This is a genomic window from Pseudomonas sp. VS40 (assembly GCF_018587885.1).
Lineage (GTDB): Bacteria > Pseudomonadota > Gammaproteobacteria > Pseudomonadales > Pseudomonadaceae > Aquipseudomonas > Aquipseudomonas pergaminensis.
This window is the reverse complement of sequence record NZ_JAGYWD010000003.1, coordinates 502,164-517,982: the sequence shown is the minus strand read 5'-3', so window position 1 is coordinate 517,982 and position 15,819 is coordinate 502,164. Positions and strand designations below refer to the sequence as shown.

The 15,819-nt window shown below is 61.0% G+C and carries 14 protein-coding genes; 10 read left to right on the top strand and 4 right to left on the bottom strand.

The window, feature by feature from the left end; translation table 11 throughout:
• The first annotated feature begins 68 nt into the window (after positions 1 to 68).
• The gene (locus KHP07_RS11510; protein ID WP_099493129.1) at positions 69 to 1,073 is read left to right on the top strand and encodes a hydrolase; all 1,005 of its coding nucleotides are present in this window, start codon (positions 69 to 71) and stop codon (positions 1,071 to 1,073) included.
• Between the two features lie 36 nt (positions 1,074 to 1,109).
• Here the strand turns inward: KHP07_RS11510 and KHP07_RS11505 are convergent, their stop codons facing one another.
• On the bottom strand, positions 1,110 to 1,964 hold the full coding sequence (locus tag KHP07_RS11505; protein WP_099493130.1) for a sulfurtransferase: 855 nt from the start codon (positions 1,962 to 1,964) through the stop codon (positions 1,110 to 1,112).
• 32 nt (positions 1,965 to 1,996) lie between these two features.
• Positions 1,997 to 2,668, bottom strand: coding sequence for a TetR/AcrR family transcriptional regulator (locus KHP07_RS11500; RefSeq protein ID WP_016976019.1), 672 nt, complete (start codon positions 2,666 to 2,668; stop codon positions 1,997 to 1,999).
• A gap of 146 nt (positions 2,669 to 2,814) precedes the next feature.
• On the opposite strand from KHP07_RS11500, the gene KHP07_RS11495 reads away from it, so the two are divergent.
• The 5 genes from KHP07_RS11495 to KHP07_RS11475 all read left to right on the top strand — a co-directional run bounded on the left by KHP07_RS11495 (position 2,815) and on the right by KHP07_RS11475 (position 7,508).
• Positions 2,815 to 4,242 carry a coniferyl aldehyde dehydrogenase gene (locus tag KHP07_RS11495; protein ID WP_214497212.1) on the top strand — a complete coding sequence of 476 codons (1,428 nt, stop codon included), beginning with the start codon at positions 2,815 to 2,817 and terminating at the stop codon, positions 4,240 to 4,242.
• Between the two features lie 28 nt (positions 4,243 to 4,270).
• Positions 4,271 to 4,816, top strand: coding sequence for a twin-arginine translocation pathway signal protein (locus tag KHP07_RS11490; protein ID WP_078050578.1), 546 nt, complete (start codon positions 4,271 to 4,273; stop codon positions 4,814 to 4,816).
• Positions 4,817 to 4,964: 148 nt separating this feature from the next.
• The gene (locus tag KHP07_RS11485) at positions 4,965 to 6,560 is read left to right on the top strand and encodes a GMC family oxidoreductase (RefSeq protein ID WP_078050579.1); all 1,596 of its coding nucleotides are present in this window, start codon (positions 4,965 to 4,967) and stop codon (positions 6,558 to 6,560) included.
• Positions 6,561 to 6,674: 114 nt separating this feature from the next.
• Positions 6,675 to 7,154: a pantetheine-phosphate adenylyltransferase gene (gene coaD, locus KHP07_RS11480; protein ID WP_003176711.1), complete on the top strand. Its 480-nt coding sequence runs from the start codon at positions 6,675 to 6,677 to the stop codon at positions 7,152 to 7,154.
• A 102-nt stretch (positions 7,155 to 7,256) separates the two neighbouring features.
• Positions 7,257 to 7,508 (top strand): YfhL family 4Fe-4S dicluster ferredoxin, encoded by a 252-nt coding sequence (locus tag KHP07_RS11475; protein WP_003195146.1) that lies wholly within the window; start codon positions 7,257 to 7,259, stop codon positions 7,506 to 7,508.
• Between the two features lie 113 nt (positions 7,509 to 7,621).
• On the opposite strand, the gene mutM is transcribed toward KHP07_RS11475, so the two are convergent.
• Both mutM and KHP07_RS11465 read right to left on the bottom strand, forming a co-directional pair.
• On the bottom strand, positions 7,622 to 8,434 hold the full coding sequence (gene mutM / locus KHP07_RS11470; protein WP_028618324.1) for a bifunctional DNA-formamidopyrimidine glycosylase/DNA-(apurinic or apyrimidinic site) lyase: 813 nt from the start codon (positions 8,432 to 8,434) through the stop codon (positions 7,622 to 7,624).
• Between the two features lie 21 nt (positions 8,435 to 8,455).
• Positions 8,456 to 9,268, bottom strand: a complete 813-nt coding sequence (locus tag KHP07_RS11465; protein ID WP_177409538.1) for an HDOD domain-containing protein — start codon at positions 9,266 to 9,268, stop codon at positions 8,456 to 8,458.
• Between the two features lie 278 nt (positions 9,269 to 9,546).
• Here KHP07_RS11465 and KHP07_RS11460 point away from each other — a divergent pair, with 278 nt between their 5' ends.
• The 4 genes from KHP07_RS11460 (at position 9,547) to KHP07_RS11445 (ending at position 15,816) form a co-directional block, all read left to right on the top strand.
• Complete coding sequence (locus KHP07_RS11460; protein WP_003195152.1) at positions 9,547 to 10,743, top strand: class I SAM-dependent rRNA methyltransferase; 1,197 nt, start codon at positions 9,547 to 9,549, stop codon at positions 10,741 to 10,743.
• Positions 10,744 to 10,991: 248 nt separating this feature from the next.
• Positions 10,992 to 12,152: an MFS transporter gene (locus KHP07_RS11455; protein ID WP_214497211.1), complete on the top strand. Its 1,161-nt coding sequence runs from the start codon at positions 10,992 to 10,994 to the stop codon at positions 12,150 to 12,152.
• Between the two features lie 290 nt (positions 12,153 to 12,442).
• A complete protein-coding gene (ilvD, locus tag KHP07_RS11450) occupies positions 12,443 to 14,284 on the top strand; it encodes a dihydroxy-acid dehydratase (protein WP_078050582.1) in 1,842 nt (613 codons plus the stop codon).
• A 212-nt stretch (positions 14,285 to 14,496) separates the two neighbouring features.
• On the top strand, positions 14,497 to 15,816 hold the full coding sequence (locus tag KHP07_RS11445) for a surface-adhesin E family protein (RefSeq protein ID WP_214497210.1): 1,320 nt from the start codon (positions 14,497 to 14,499) through the stop codon (positions 15,814 to 15,816).
• The last annotated feature ends 3 nt before the right edge of the window (positions 15,817 to 15,819 follow it).

The window sequence follows — 15,819 nt, the reverse complement described above, 5'->3', positions numbered from 1 at the left end:
GAGCGGGCTTGTCGAATCGTCGCACTGCCCGCTCACCACAATTAAGTGCGCTCGCCACAGAGAGTTTCATGAAGCCTTCTACCCACCTGTTCACTCCCGCCTTCGGTCTCGGCAACCCTCACCTGCAAACGCTGTGGGGGCCGCTGTGGCGCCCCACTACCCATATCGAACGCCAACGCGAACGCCTGTGGCTGGAAGATGGCGACTTCCTCGATCTCGACTGGCACGGCCCACATGACGCGCAAGCACCCTTGGTGCTGGTGCTGCATGGGCTGACCGGTTCCTCCAACTCGCCCTATGTGGCCGGCCTGCAAAAAGCCCTTGCCGCGCAAGGCTGGGCCAGCGCCGCGTTGAACTGGCGTGGATGCTCGGGCGAACCGAACCTGTTAGCGCGCAGCTATCACTCCGGCGCGAGCGAAGACCTGGCAGCGGCCATTGCCCACCTGCGGGCCAAGCGACCGTTGGCGCCGTTGTATGCCGTGGGTTACTCACTGGGCGGCAATGTGCTGCTCAAGCATTTGGGGGAAACCGGCGCGGCATCGGGGCTGCAAGGCGCCGCGGCGGTGTCGGTGCCGTTTCGTTTGGACCAATGCGCGGACCGTATCGGCCTGGGCTTTTCGCGGGTTTACCAGAAGCATTTCATGCGCGAAATGGTGGCGTATATCCGCGTCAAGCAAAGCCGCTTTCTACAGGATGGTCGGGCGGACGGGCTGAAAACCCTGGAGGCCCTGGGCTCATTGGAGAAAATGCGCACGTTCTGGGACTTCGATGGCCGGGTGACTGCGCCGTTGCATGGTTTCTTGAGTGCCGAGGACTATTACCGCCGCGCGTCGAGCCGCTATTACCTGGGCGGCATCCAAACGCCCACCTTGATCATCCAGGCGGCTGATGACCCGTTTGTGTTTGCCCATAGCCTGCCTGAGGCGAGTGAACTGTCGGCGTGCACTGAGTTTGAGCTGACAGCCAAAGGTGGGCATGTAGGTTTTGTCGACGGTTCTCTTAAACAGCCAAGCTATTACCTGGAACGCCGGATTCCCGCCTGGCTGCTGACGCAAACCACACCGCACCTGTAGGAGCACGGCTTGCCGGCGCCTACAGGGGTTGTGTGTTCAGTCGCCCGTGGCGATTTCACGCTGTGGATCGGTAATCCACTCACTCCACGACCCTGCATACAATTTACCCAATGGGTAACCCGCCAGGCTCAGGGCAAACAGGTTGTGGCACGCCGTCACGCCCGAACCGCAATACGCCACCAGATCTTCCGGCGAGCGCCCCTGCAATTGGGCGGCGAAACGTTGCTTGAGCTGCTCAGCCGGCAGGAAGCGGCCGTCAGTGCCGAGGTTTTCATTGAACGCCGCGCACTGCGCACCCGGGATGTGCCCGGCAATCGGGTCGATGGGCTCCACGTCACCGCGAAAGCGCGGCTGGGCGCGGGCATCGATGAGGGTCAGGCCGGGTTGGCCCAGGCGTTTTTGCAGGTGTTCAGCGTCCAGCACCAGGCGATTGTCCGGCGTGCCGATAAATGTACCCGGCTCAACCACCGGCGCGTCCAGGCTCAACGGAAACCCCGCCGCATGCCAGGCCTTGAGGCCGCCATCCAGGATAAACACGCCGTCACGCTTGCCCAGCCAGGCCAGCAACCACCAGGCACGCGCGGCATAAGCTCCGGGGCCGTCGTCGTAGAGCACCACGTCGGTGTCGGCATTGACGCCCCAGGCCCGTAATTGCTCGGCGAAGGTGTTGGCGTCCGGCAACGGGTGACGGCCAGTCACGCCCTTGGTCACCGGCCCGCTGAGGTGGCGTTCCAGGTCGGCATACTGCGCGCCCTCGATATGCCCTTCGGCATAGCTGCAGAGTCCGTAATCCGGGTCTTCCAAGGCAAAACGGCAATCCAGGACCACCACCCCATCGGCCTTCTGGCGCTCGGCCAGTTGCTGGGGGCTGATCAATTGGGCAAGCGGCATGACGGACTCCTATGAACGATTCGGGAAAGGTCCTACTTCACTTCTTCCAATGCCTGATTTAACGGCACGTAAAATTCCTTGAACAAAGCATCCACTGCTTCTTTTGCCTGGGGCGTGACAAAACCCGCCTCCAGCACCAGCACCTGATACACACCGCGCTTGATCGCCTCGGCGCTCAGGTGGGCCGAGTTCTCATTGGTGGTGCACAAAAACCGCACCCAAGAGGTGAGGATGATCCAGGCATTGAGGGTCAGGGCTTCGGTTTGCACCGGGTCCATATTGAGGATGCCGGCGTCGACAAACCCTTGGTAGATAGCCCCACCCTGGGTCAGGCAGCGCTGGGAAAAACGCCGGTAGCCGGTGGCCAGTTCCGGGTCGCTTTCCAGCAGGTGTTCGAGGTCGCGGTGCAGGAAACGGTAGCGCCACATGCCAGCCAACACGGCCTGCAGGTAGAAGCGTTTGTCTTCGACCGTAACAGCGCGGCCTTGGGGTGGGCGCAGGAAACTGTCCACCAGGGCTTCGTATTCACGAAACAGTACGGCGATGATCGCCTGCTTATTGGGGAAGTGGTAGTACAGGTTGCCCGGCGAAATTTCCATATGGGCGGCAATGTGGTTGGTGCTCACACTGCGCTCGCCCTGCTGGTTAAAAAGCTCCAGGCTGGTTTGCACAATGCGCTCGCTGGTCTTTACTCGTGGTGCCATAGGGAATCAGCTTCTGTACACGTGATGGGGCATCTTACGGACTATTCTTGCAGGGATAAATCCGCACGTAGGCGTAATGACATTTGACAATTTAGAGTAATGACTCTAAAAATCCAGGCAGACCAATAACAATCGGGAACGCCGCCATGTCTGCCAACGTTGCCTACCTGCAAGATTCCCAGGCGCTGGATCAACTCCAAGACCTGTTCGACACCCAGCGCCGTGCCTACGCGGCCAACCCGATGCCGCCGGCGGCCCAGCGCCAGCAATGGCTCAAGGCCCTGCGCGACCTGCTCAGCGACGAGCGCCAGGCGCTGATCAACGCGATCAGCCAAGACTTCAGCCACCGTAGCGCTGACGAAACCCTGTTCGCCGAACTGATGCCCAGCCTGCATGGCATTCACTATGCCAGCAAACACCTCAAGGGCTGGATGAAACCTTCACGACGCGCTGTCGGCATTGCCTTCCAACCCGCCTCGGCCAAAGTCATCTACCAACCCTTGGGCGTGGTCGGGGTGATCGTGCCCTGGAACTACCCACTGTACCTGGCCATCGGCCCACTGGTCGGCGCACTCGCCGCCGGTAACCGGGTGATGCTCAAGCTCAGCGAATCCACCCCCGCCACGGGCGAGTTACTCAAAGCGTTGCTGGCGAAGATCTTCCCCGAGGACCTGGTGTGCGTGGTGCTGGGTGAAGCCGAAGTCGGCATGGCCTTCTCCAAGCTGCCCTTCGATCACCTGTTATTTACCGGCGCCACCAGCATCGGCAAGCACGTGATGCGTGCGGCGGCCGAACACCTCACCCCGGTCACCCTGGAGTTGGGCGGCAAGTCGCCCGCCATCGTGTCTGTCGACGTGCCACTCAAGGACGCCGCCGAACGTATCGCCTTCGGAAAAGCGCTGAACGCTGGGCAAACCTGCGTGGCACCCGACTACGTGCTGGTGCCGGAGGATCGCGTCGAAGGTTTTGTCGAAGCCTACACCCAGGCCGTTCGCGGGTTTTATCCAAGCCTGGTCGACAACCCGGACTACACGGCGATCATCAACGAACGACAACTGGCTCGGCTCAACGCCTACGTCAAGGACGCTACCGACAAAGGCGCCACCCTGATTCCGCTGTACGACCAAGGCCAGGCGCGGCGCATGGCCCATAGCCTGTTGTTGAATGTCAGCGATGACATGACCGTGATGCAGGACGAAATCTTCGGCCCGGTGCTGCCGATCGTGCCCTATCGCGGCATCGACCAAGCCTTTGCCTACATCAACCAACGCCCTCGCCCACTGGCCCTGTATTACTTCGGCTACAACAAGGGCGAGCAGGATCGTGTGCTCCACGAAACCCATTCCGGCGGTGTGTGCCTGAACGACACGCTGCTGCATGTGGCCCAGGACGACATGCCATTTGGCGGCATCGGCCCGTCGGGCATGGGTCACTACCACGGCCACGAAGGCTTCCTCACCTTCAGCAAAGCCAAGGGCGTACTGGTGAAACAGCGCCTGAACGCTGCGAAGCTGATCTATCCGCCCTACGGCAAAGCCATCCAGAAGTTGATCCAGAAGCTGTTTGTCCGCTGACACCGCCACCCACGGGATAACAATAACAATGAACCCTAGCCTGACTGAAACACCTGCGCTGTCGCGGCGCGGCGTCTTGAAAATCGGCCTGTGCGCCAGCGCCTTTCTGGCCACCGCCGGGTTGGGCGCCAGCCTGAGCGGTTGCTCCAGCAGCACCCCGGCCAGCGGTTTTGCCATGTTGCGCAGCAGTGACCTGCCGTTCTTGCGCGCGGTGATCCCGGTGTTGCTCGAAGGCGTGGCCAGCGCCCAGGAAGTCGCCAGTGGGATTGAAGGCACCCTTAAAAAGCTCGACTTCAGCCTGCAGCGCCTGTCGCCGGAGATGTTCAAGCTCACCCAGCAGTTGTTCGACGTACTCGGCATGGGCATCACCCGAGGCCCGCTGACCGGTATCTGGGGCAGTTGGGAAAACGCCAGCAGCGAACAGATCGGTAACTTCCTGCACCGCTGGGAAAACAGCTACCTGAACCTGCTGCGCATGGGCCAGGGCTCGCTGCTCAAGCTGGTGATCATGGCCTGGTACTTCCAGCCCGCGTCCTGGGCCCATTGCGGCTACCCCGGGCCACCGAAGATCTAGCCTTGATAACCCGATCAAAAATGTGGGAGCGGGCTTGCTCGCGAAAGCGGTGGATCAGCCACACCTTTATCGACTGACACGTTGCATTCGCGAGCAAGCCCGCTCCCACATCGACCACAACTTCATACAAAAATAAGAGTGCACACCTATGCCCGTACCCGACCTGTTCCGCGACGGCATGGCCCGTGGCTGGAAAACCCACAATGGCGCCGCCCTCGACAACGACCTGACCCTGGAGGCCGACGTCGTGATCATCGGCAGCGGCGCCGGAGGCGGTACCACTGCTGAAATTCTCAGTGCCGCGGGCTACAAAGTGCTGCTGATCGAAGAAGGCCCGCTCAAGACCAGCAGCGATTTCAAGTTGCTCGAAGACGAGGCCTACACCAGCTTGTACCAGGAGGGCATCGGCCGTATGAGCAAGGATGGCGCGATCACCATCCTGCAGGGCCGGGCCGTGGGTGGCACCACGCTGATCAACTGGACATCGAGCTTTCGTACCCCGGACGCCACCCTCGCCCATTGGGCCAGCGAATACGCCGTGAAGGGCCACAGCAGCGCGGAGATGGCGCCCTGGTTCGAAAAAATGGAGCAACGCCTGGGCATCGCGCCCTGGGCCCTGCCGCCCAACCCCAACAACGATGTGATCCGCAAAGGCTGCGAGAAGCTCGGTTACAGTTGGCACGTGATCCCACGGAACGTGCGCGGCTGTTTCAACCTGGGTTACTGCGGCATGGGCTGCCCGGTCAACGCCAAGCAGTCGATGCTGGTGACCACCATTCCGTCCACCCTGGAAAAGGGTGGCGAACTGCTCTACCTGGCCCGCGCCGAACGCCTCAACTACAGCGGCGACACCATCAACAGCCTGGAATGCGTGGCCATGGACACCCTGTGCGTGGCGCCGACCGGACGCAAGATCACGGTGAAGGCCAAGCATTACGTGCTCTCGGGCGGCGGCATCAATAGCCCGGCGCTGCTGATGCGCTCAGACGCGCCCGACCCGCATTCGCGGCTGGGCAAACGCACCTTCCTGCACCTGGTGAATTTCTCCGCCGGGTTGTTCGACGAGGTGATCAACCCGTTCTACGGCGCGCCGCAGTCGATCTATTCCGACCATTTCCAGTGGCAGGACGGCACCACGGGCAAAATGTCGTACAAGCTGGAGGCCCCGCCCCTGCACCCGGCGTTGGCCAGCACCCTGCTCGGCGGCTACGGCACCCAGAACGCCCTGGACATGAGCCAGTTGCCCAACACCCACGCGATGCTGGCGCTGCTGCGCGACGGCTTCCACCCCGACAGCCCGGGCGGCAGTGTGGAGTTGCGCGGCGATGGCACGCCGGTGCTCGACTACCAGGTGTCGGACTACGCCTGGGATGGCTTGCGCCGTGCGTTCCACAGCATGGCCGAGATCCAGTTCGCGGCGGGCGCCAAGTCGGTCAAGCCGCTGCATCACGATGCGCGCTACGTCAAAACCCTGGGCGAAGCCCGCACGATGATTGACGACCTGAACCTGGAACTGCATCGCACGTGCCTGGGCAGTGCCCATGTGATGGGCGGTTGTGCCATGGGTGACGACCCGAAAAACGCAGTGGCCGACAGCCTCGGTCGGCACCACCAACTGCGCAACCTGTCGATCCACGATGGCTCTTTATTCCCCACCAGCATTGGGGCCAACCCACAATTATCGGTGTACGGTTTGACTGCCCAACTGGCGACAGCATTGGCCGAACGTCTGAAAACAGCATGAAAAAACACGGTATTCGCCATGTCTATACTGCTTTCTTCTGCATAAGTTGACTTTCCCGACCGGGATGGCTGCGATACCATCCGGTTCCCCAACGGACTCCGCCAGGACGACGCGATGAACCGAGTGTTGTACCCAGGTACCTTCGACCCGATTACCAAAGGCCATGGCGATCTGGTCGAACGTGCCTCACGCTTGTTCGACCATGTGATCATCGCGGTCGCAGCCAGCCCCAAGAAAAACCCGCTGTTTCCCCTGGAACAGCGTGTGGAGCTGGCGCGTGAGGTCACCAAACACCTGCCCAACGTGGAAGTGGTCGGTTTTTCCACGCTGCTGGCGCATTTCGCCAAAGAGCAGAACGCCAACGTATTCCTGCGCGGCCTGCGCGCGGTGTCAGACTTCGAATACGAATTCCAGCTGGCCAACATGAACCGCCAACTGGCGCCGGACGTGGAGAGCCTGTTCCTCACCCCGTCGGAACGTTATTCGTTCATTTCCTCGACGTTGGTCCGTGAGATCGCCGCTTTGGGCGGAGATATCACCAAGTTCGTGCATCCGGCTGTAGCAGATGCACTGACGCTGCGCTTCAAGAAGTAACACCGTTCAATCGGCGCCTGCTCGCACTGCGGGCGCCAATGCGGCACAATTGCGCGCATTAGTTTTCAGATGCCTTGGCTGACAGCCCTGGCAGGAGTTTCCATGTCCCTGATCATCACCGACGATTGCATCAACTGCGACGTCTGCGAACCCGAGTGCCCGAACGCCGCGATTTCCCAAGGCGAAGAGATCTACGTGATCGACCCCAACCTGTGCACCCAGTGTGTCGGCCACTATGACGAGCCGCAGTGCCAGCAGGTTTGTCCGGTGGATTGCATTCCGCTGGATGAGGCCCATCCGGAGACGGAAGAGCAGTTGATGGAGAAGTACCGCAAGATTACCGGTAAGGCTTAAGGGCCTCTTCGCGAGCAAGCCCGCTCCCACAGTTGACCGAGTTCCAATATGAGAATGCGGTCGAATGTGGGAGCGGGCTTGCTCGCGAAGGCGGCATCAGCCATCACACAAGATCAGCTCTGGCACTTGGGGCAAAACACACTCGCCCGTTGCCCCAGCACCACATTGCGCAACTCGCTCCCGCAAACCTTGCACGCCTCGCCACCACGGCCATAGACGAACAATTCCTGCTGGAAATACCCCGGTTGCCCGTCGCCACCGATAAAGTCCCGCAACGTGGTACCGCCGCGCTCGATGGCAGCGGCCAGCACGCGTTTGATCTCAATCGCCAGCTTCAAGTAACGCCCGCGCGAAATGCCGCCCGCAGCCCGACGCGGATCAATCCCCGCCGCAAACAGCGCTTCCGTCGCATAGATATTGCCCACGCCCACCACCACCGCGTTGTCCATGATGAACGGCTTCACCGCCATCGACTTGCCACGGGACAGTTGGAACAGGCGCTCGCCATCAAACAGGTCGGTCAACGGCTCCGGCCCCAGGCGTAGCAACAGCTCGTGGTTGTGCGGGTCCTGGCTCCAGAGCATGGCGCCGAAACGCCGCGGGTCGGTGTAGCGCAGGGCCATGCCCGATTCCAGCTCGATATCCACATGCTCGTGTTTGGCCGCCGGCATGCCGACCTCCACCAGTCGCAAGTTGCCCGACATGCCTAAATGGCTGATCAAGGTGCCTACTTCGGCATTGATCAACAGGTACTTGGCCCGCCGCTCCACCAGCACGATGCGCTGGCCGGACAGGCGCACATCGAGGTCTTCCGGAATCGGCCAGCGCAGGCGCCGTTCACGCACTACCACGCGACTGACCCGCTGGCCTTCCAGGTGCGGCGCGATTCCGCGCCGGGTGGTTTCGACTTCTGGCAACTCGGGCATGTGTACCTCTTGAAGAAAGGGTCAGTGGGCGCCCAGCTCGCGGATCGACAACTTCATGCTTTCGAAGTCGTAGTCCGACAGGCCCACGTAGTCCAGCACCAGATGGCCGATGGCATTCCACTCATGGTCCACCGCCTGGTTGCCCAGCACGCGGTAGGACGAGCAAATGTGCTCGGCCATTTTCAGGATCGCCAGCAGGTTCTTGAGCTGCGAATTGCGCGACGACTCATCGCTGAACACCGCCAGGGCGTTGTGGTGGTTGGCGATGGCGTCGGTCACATGCTCCGGCAGGCGCCAGGACTTGGCCGTGTAGTAACCCACCACGGCATGGTTGGTGTTGAACGCGTTGTTCTCGGTGTCGACCACGCGGCAGTCGGGGCCGGCGTTGGCGTAGGCCTGCTCCAGTACCGACATGTAATTGGGGAAACGCTTGAGCATCAGCGGCACGCCGCAATCGTGGAACAGGCCCAGGGCATAAGCCTCGTCCACCGCCTGGGCGCCGGTACGCTTGGCCAGGGTGAGGCAGGTCATCGCCACATCCTGCGCGGTGTCCCAGAAGCGGTTGAGGGTGACGATGGTGTCGTCGCTCATTTCGCCCTTGATCGACAGCGCGTTGATCAGGTTGATGATCGAGCGGCTGCCCAACAGGTTCACGGCACGCTGGATCGAGGCAATCTTGTTGCTCAGCCCGTAATACGACGAGTTGACGATCTTCAGCAGCGCACCGGAGAGGCCCGGATCCTGGGAGATCAACCGGGCGATCACTTCCAGGTCCGGGTCGGGCATGTATTGCTCCATCTGCAAATCCACCATGATTTGCGGCTGGGGCGGCACGCTGATGCCTTGCAGGGCCTGTTGGATCTGTTCGGAAGAAAGCTCTTGGGACATAAGTACATACTCTGGGCTAGGCGGGGATTCTAACCCCTAAGCAAACCTGACCGACACCCAAATGCCCGATTGAAATCGGACTAAATGTGGGAGGGGGCTTGCCCCCCGATTGCATCACCGCCGTACGTCAGATACACCACGCCGCCTGCATCGCGGGCAAGCCCACTCCCACATGAACCGCGCCGCAACAGGTATACTCCCGCTCTTTTTTCCGGAGCGACGTCATGTCCCTGCCAAGCCTGCGTCTCAAAGCCAACGCCGATCGTCGTTTGCGCAACGGCCACCTGTGGGTCTATAGCAACGAAATCGACGTGGCCGCCACCCCACTTCACGGCTTCCAGGCGGGCGACCAGGCCATCCTCGAAGCGGCCGGCGGCAAGACCCTGGGCATCGTGGCCATGAGCCCGAACAACCTGATCTGCGCGCGCCTGCTGTCGCGCGACATCAAGTTGCCGTTGGACAAGTCGCTGCTGGTGCACCGCCTGAACGTCGCCCTGTCCCTGCGCGACCGCCTGTTCGACAAGCCGTTCTACCGCCTGGTCTACGGCGATTCCGACCTGCTGCCAGGCCTGGTGGTCGACCGTTTCGGCGACATCCTGGTGGTGCAGATCGCCTCGGCGACCATGGAGGCGCATAAAGAAGACGTGATCGCCGCCCTGACCCAAGTGCTCAAGCCGAGCGGCATCTTGTTCAAGAACGACTCCGCCGCGCGCGACGCCGAAGGCCTCAACCGCTACGTCGAAACCGTGTTCGGCCTGGTGCCGGAGTGGGTTGCGCTGGAAGAAAACGGCGTGAAATTCGAAGCCCCGGTGATCCAGGGCCAGAAAACCGGCTGGTTCTACGACCACCGCATGAACCGCGCACGCCTGGCCCCGTATGCCAAAGGCAAACGCGTGCTGGACCTCTACAGCTACATCGGCGGCTGGGGCGTGCAAGCCGCGGCCTTCGGCGCCAGTGAAGTGTTCTGCGTCGACGCCTCCGCCTTCGCCCTCGACGGCGTGGAGCGCAATGCCGCGCTGAACGGCTTTGCCGAGAAGATGACCTGCATCGAAGGCGACGTGTTCGAAGCGCTTAAAGAATTGAAAGCCAGCGAAGAACGCTTCGACGTGATCGTCGCCGACCCACCGGCCTTCATCAAACGCAAGAAAGACATGAAGAACGGCGAAGGCGCCTACCGCCGCTTGAATGAGCAAGCCATGCGCCTGCTCAGCAAGGACGGCATCCTGGTCAGCGCGTCGTGCTCCATGCACCTGCCGGAAGACGACCTGCAAAACATCCTGCTGACCAGCGCTCGTCATTTGGATCGCAATATCCAGATGCTGGAGCGTGGCGGCCAGGGTCCGGATCATCCGGTGCACCCGGCGATTGCAGAGACGCGTTACATCAAGAGCATTACGTGCCGGTTGTTGCCAAACAGCTAAAGCCAAGCACAGATAAAAATGTGGGAGGGGGCTTGCCCCCGATAGCCGTGTGTCAGCCAGCTAATATGGGGCTGACACTACGCAATCGGGGGCAAGCCCCCTCCCACATTTGTTTGGTGGTTGCCGTAAAAGCTTTCCTACCCAAGCAAGCCACGTCAATTCAGGAAGTTTCTCTCAACGCTTTTGATTGAATTCCACTTTTCGCAAACTAGTATCCGTTTCTGGTTTTACTCCGGAAAACAAAAACAATGTCTCGGCCCCACCTCTCCCGCTTCATCCTCATCACCTGCATTTCATTGATCAGTTTCTTTCCGATCAATATTCTCCTGCCCTCATTCCCTGCCTTGGCGGCCCGATTCGACACGCCAAGCGCAGACGTAGCGCTGTCCATCAGCCTGTTCACCCTGGTCTTTTCCATTTCTCAACTGATCACCGGCCCGCTGTCGGACAAATGGGGGCGCAAGGAAGTCCTGCTCGGGTGCATCACGCTGTCGATCCTGGGTGCCCTCGGTTGCGCACTGGCGACGGACTACCTGGCCTTCCTGCTGTTTCGCAGTGTCCAGGCCATGGGTTGCGGGTTCTTCGTATTGGGCCACGCACTGGTGGAAGACCTGTTCGAGGAGCAAGACCGCGCTCGCGTGCGCCTTTACTACATGACCCTGAGCGGTTCATTCGTCGCGCTGTCGCCGTTGATCGGCTCCTGGCTGCAAACCACCTTCGACTGGCAAGGCAGCTTTTATGGGTTCGCCGTAATGGCACTGGGCATGTTGATCCACGCCCTCTGCATCCTGCCGTCCAAGTCCGCCAGCCCACACCGCACGCCGGTGTCGATCATCGGCACGCTGAAAGCCGTCGCCCGTAATCGCGACTTCCTGCGCTACTGGTGGATCGCCGCACTGGTATTCGCCTGCTACTTCGCCTTGATCAGCGTGACACCGCTCATTTTCATGGACGCGCTGAAGCTCTCCGAATACCAGTACGCGTTGGTGTTGATGGTCTATGGCGTGGCCTACTTGCTTGGCGGCGTTGCGGCCTCGTACCTGCAAAAGCGGATTTCACTGTCCCGGCAAATCAATATCGGCCTGGGGCTGCTGCTCGTCGCGGGCGTGCTGTTAACACTGATCGTCAGCCTGGATGCCATCACCCCTGTGACGTTGCTCATCCCCATGCTAATCAGCGCCCTGGCCGTGACCCTGGTTCGTCCGGCGGCGATTTCTGCGGCAATGTTGCTGTTCTCAAGCAGTGCGGGTACTGCTGCCTCGGCGGGCAACAGCATCATGTTCCTGACCGCCGCCGTCAGCAGTGCCGTCCTGGCGCAAACCGGGTCCAACCTATTGATCACCATCGCCATGAGCTTCATCGTCTTTAGCCTGTGGGGTTGGCTGACCAATGCCCGAACTGGACGCTAAGCGACTGTAGGAGCCGGCTTGCCGGTTCCTACCGTGGGTCGTGCGCCTCCCGCACGTCCCGTAAGCGCTATCTTCACGGTTGCGGCCATTCCCTCTCGCCGCCAGCGGTGTAGAATCGACGCTATTCATCGCCAGTCATCCCCCGGCGGGTTTATGAGCTCGAGGCCCAAGCAAGCGGCGATCCCGCGACGCGAGTGGCAACTTCCGGACACACGGCCATTTCTGAGTGTTCCAGACGTCAATAGAAGCTCACTCCCCATTGATACCGATTAGCCGCCCGGAGTGCTCCAATGCCTGATTACCGCTCGAAAACATCCACCCACGGCCGCAACATGGCCGGCGCGCGCGCACTGTGGCGTGCCACGGGGATGAAAGATGACGACTTCAAGAAGCCGATCATCGCGATTGCCAACTCGTTCACCCAATTCGTACCGGGCCACGTCCACCTCAAGGACCTGGGCCAACTGGTCGCCCGCGAGATCGAACGCGCCGGCGGTGTCGCCAAGGAATTCAACACCATCGCCGTGGATGATGGCATCGCCATGGGCCATGACGGCATGCTGTATTCCCTGCCGAGCCGCGAGATCATCGCCGACTCCGTGGAGTACATGGTCAACGCCCACTGCGCCGACGCCATCGTCTGCATCTCCAACTGCGACAAGATCACCCCCGGCATGCTGATGGCCTCCCTGCGCCTGAACATCCCGGTGATCTTCGTGTCCGGCGGCCCGATGGAAGCCGGCAAGACCAAGCTCGCCTCCCACGGCCTCGACCTGGTCGACGCCATGGTCATCGCCGCCGATTCCAGCGCTTCTGACGAGAAGGTCGCGGAATACGAGCGCAGCGCTTGCCCAACGTGCGGTTCGTGCTCCGGCATGTTCACCGCCAACTCGATGAACTGCCTGGTGGAAGCCCTGGGCCTGGCCTTGCCGGGCAACGGTTCCACCCTGGCCACCCACAGTGACCGCGAGCAGCTGTTCCTGCAGGCCGGCCGCACCATCGTCGAGTTGTGCAAGCGTTACTACGGCGAGAACGATGAGTCGGTGTTGCCGCGCAATATCGCCAACTTCAAGGCGTTCGAGAACGCCATGACCCTGGACATCGCCATGGGCGGTTCCACCAACACCATCCTGCACTTGCTGGCCGCGGCCCAGGAAGCCGAGATCGATTTCGACCTGCGCGACATCGACCGCCTGTCCCGTCATGTGCCGCAACTGTGCAAAGTCGCGCCGAATATTCAGAAGTACCACATGGAAGATGTGCACCGCGCCGGCGGGATCTTCTCGATCCTCGGTTCGCTGGCCCGTGGCGGCCTGCTGCACACCGACCTGCCGACCGTGCACAGCAAGTCCATCGCCGAAGGCATCGCCAAGTGGGACATCACCCAGACTGACGACGAAGCCGTGCACACCTTCTTCAAGGCAGGCCCAGCGGGTATCCCTACGCAAACTGCGTTCAGCCAGTCGACCCGTTGGGACACCCTGGACGACGACCGTGAAAACGGCTGCATCCGCAGTGTCGAGCACGCCTACTCCCAAGAAGGCGGCCTGGCCGTGCTGTACGGCAACATCGCCCTGGATGGCTGCGTGGTGAAAACCGCCGGTGTGGATGAGTCCATCCACGTCTTTGAAGGCCGCGCCAAGATCTACGAAAGCCAGGACAGCTCGGTTCGCGGCATCCTCGCTGATGAAGTGAAGGAAGGCGACATCGTGATCATCCGCTACGAAGGCCCGAAAGGCGGCCCGGGTATGCAGGAGATGCTGTACCCGACGTCCTACCTGAAATCCAAGGGGCTGGGCAAAGCTTGCGCCTTGCTGACCGACGGCCGCTTCTCCGGCGGCACCTCGGGCCTGTCCATCGGCCACGCTTCGCCAGAAGCCGCTGCCGGCGGCGCGATTGGCCTGGTGCAGGATGGTGACAAGGTGCTGATCGACATTCCGAACCGTTCGATCAACCTGTTGATCAGCGATGAAGAACTGGCCGCGCGCCGGGTTGAGCAGGACAAGAAGGGGTGGAAGCCAGTGGAGAAGCGTCCACGCAAAGTGACTACCGCATTGAAGGCTTACGCCCTGCTGGCCACCAGTGCCGACAAGGGTGCTGTGCGTAACAAGGCGATGCTTGACGGTCTGTAAGCTGCGCCCATAAAAATGCCCCGCCACGTGCGGGGCATTTTTTTGCCTGGCGTTCTGACGCTGTAGTTTTTCATACGCCGGCCGATAACAGGCGCAACTGTATTCTCAAGGAACTTACCCGCATGGATGCCCGCTCTACCGCTCTACACCCGGCTGCATGGGCGCTTTCCCTATTGGCGTTGGCCGGTTGCAGCTCGCTGCAAAAGCCTCAGGTGGACCCAGGCCTGGCACTCTTCAACGAAGCCATGACACTGCCGGCGCTCGACTACACCATCCTGCGCAACGGCGACAGGGTCGCGTACTCCGTCGATTTGCAGCAAAACCCGATCTCTGTGCAGTTCGACGCCTATTGCACACAAGGCCCTGGAAGGATGTTCTACCCCACGCGCTCGGGCCTGCGGGCATTTACTCCCTCACCGGCAACAGGCGTCGACCTGCCGACGGTACAGGCACAACAACTGCAGCAAAGCGCTCAATTGCAGAGCGTATGCAAGGCACGCCCCGTCCCCGACTGGCGGATGCTGCAAACCTCTGCCGATCAGGGCTGGCTGCTGATCGACCGTAACAGCGTGCAGCAGCAAAGCAGTCAGATATCCGCCTGGGTCGCACAGGATTACCTGCACTATCAGGTCGCCAAGAACGCATCGTTGTTTACTCAACGGCAGGAGCGGCTGACGCTGGATTGCACACGACGCACCATCACGTTGATGAGCCAGTTCAACCTTGATGAAACGCGCCAGATGATCAACGGCGAAATCCGTCGACAATTCAAGCCGCAAGCCTTGGATCAAGCTTCCGTCGAACATGCCCAGCTCTTCAAGGCTCTGTGCCAGGCGCCGGTGGAGCTGACCCATTTACCCGCTTTCAAGGCGCGCCAGCCATTGCCACCCGTTGCCAGCGCAACCAATGCCAACCCGGCCGTGCTGGCGGCCATCCGAGCGCTCGGCCTGCCTGCGCCAACCCGCACCCTGAGCGAGCTGGCGTATGACTATGACGCCGTGCTCTTCAACAACACCCGAGTGGGCGACCAGACCAAACAGGCATTTATCAGTGTCGACAACGCATCCGGCCAGACACTGGTACAAACGCGCGACTCGGCACTCGGCTTTAACCAGGAGCTGACCTTCCAAGGCCTGTTTGATCTGGACAGCCAAGGTCTCGACCGCAAAACCGGCAGTGACAAGGTGAAGACCCGTCTCTTGGTTGGCCTGAGCTTTCAAGGCGATTGGCGTAACTTGCCCCTCGCCAGTGAGGTGAGCTACACCCAGACATGGTCAAAATCCATCAACCCCGATGGCAGTCCTTCGTCAGAGACCAGTGAACCAAGAACCGTGACCTGCAAGGTCGCTCGGGAAATCCCGGCTGCCACCCTGACCCCGGACCTGAAGGGGCAAGCTCAGGTACTCGACTGCGTTCAGATGAAAGGTTGGACTTATCAGGCAGCCTATTTGAGCGACTATGGGCTGTTCATCAAATTGCGTGAGAACGCGTTGGTTGCGCAATGGAACTGGCATCTGAAATCGGTGAAGTGACGC

Excerpts from the sequence above, each read along its gene's own strand:
- KHP07_RS11500 (WP_016976019.1), bottom strand. The coding sequence starts at position 2,668 with ATGGCACCACGAGTAAAGACCAGCGAGCGCATTGTGCAAACCAGCCTG.
- mutM (WP_028618324.1), bottom strand. The coding sequence starts at position 8,434 with ATGCCCGAGTTGCCAGAAGTCGAAACCACCCGGCGCGGAATCGCGCCG.
- KHP07_RS11510 (WP_099493129.1), top strand. The coding sequence starts at position 69 with ATGAAGCCTTCTACCCACCTGTTCACTCCCGCCTTCGGTCTCGGCAAC.
- KHP07_RS11460 (WP_003195152.1), top strand. The coding sequence starts at position 9,547 with ATGTCCCTGCCAAGCCTGCGTCTCAAAGCCAACGCCGATCGTCGTTTG.
- KHP07_RS11475 (WP_003195146.1), top strand. The coding sequence starts at position 7,257 with ATGTCCCTGATCATCACCGACGATTGCATCAACTGCGACGTCTGCGAA.
- coaD (WP_003176711.1), top strand. The coding sequence starts at position 6,675 with ATGAACCGAGTGTTGTACCCAGGTACCTTCGACCCGATTACCAAAGGC.
- KHP07_RS11495 (WP_214497212.1), top strand. The coding sequence starts at position 2,815 with ATGTCTGCCAACGTTGCCTACCTGCAAGATTCCCAGGCGCTGGATCAA.
- KHP07_RS11455 (WP_214497211.1), top strand. The coding sequence starts at position 10,992 with ATGTCTCGGCCCCACCTCTCCCGCTTCATCCTCATCACCTGCATTTCA.
- KHP07_RS11490 (WP_078050578.1), top strand. The coding sequence starts at position 4,271 with ATGAACCCTAGCCTGACTGAAACACCTGCGCTGTCGCGGCGCGGCGTC.
- KHP07_RS11505 (WP_099493130.1), bottom strand. The coding sequence starts at position 1,964 with ATGCCGCTTGCCCAATTGATCAGCCCCCAGCAACTGGCCGAGCGCCAG.
- ilvD (WP_078050582.1), top strand. The coding sequence starts at position 12,443 with ATGCCTGATTACCGCTCGAAAACATCCACCCACGGCCGCAACATGGCC.
- KHP07_RS11485 (WP_078050579.1), top strand. The coding sequence starts at position 4,965 with ATGCCCGTACCCGACCTGTTCCGCGACGGCATGGCCCGTGGCTGGAAA.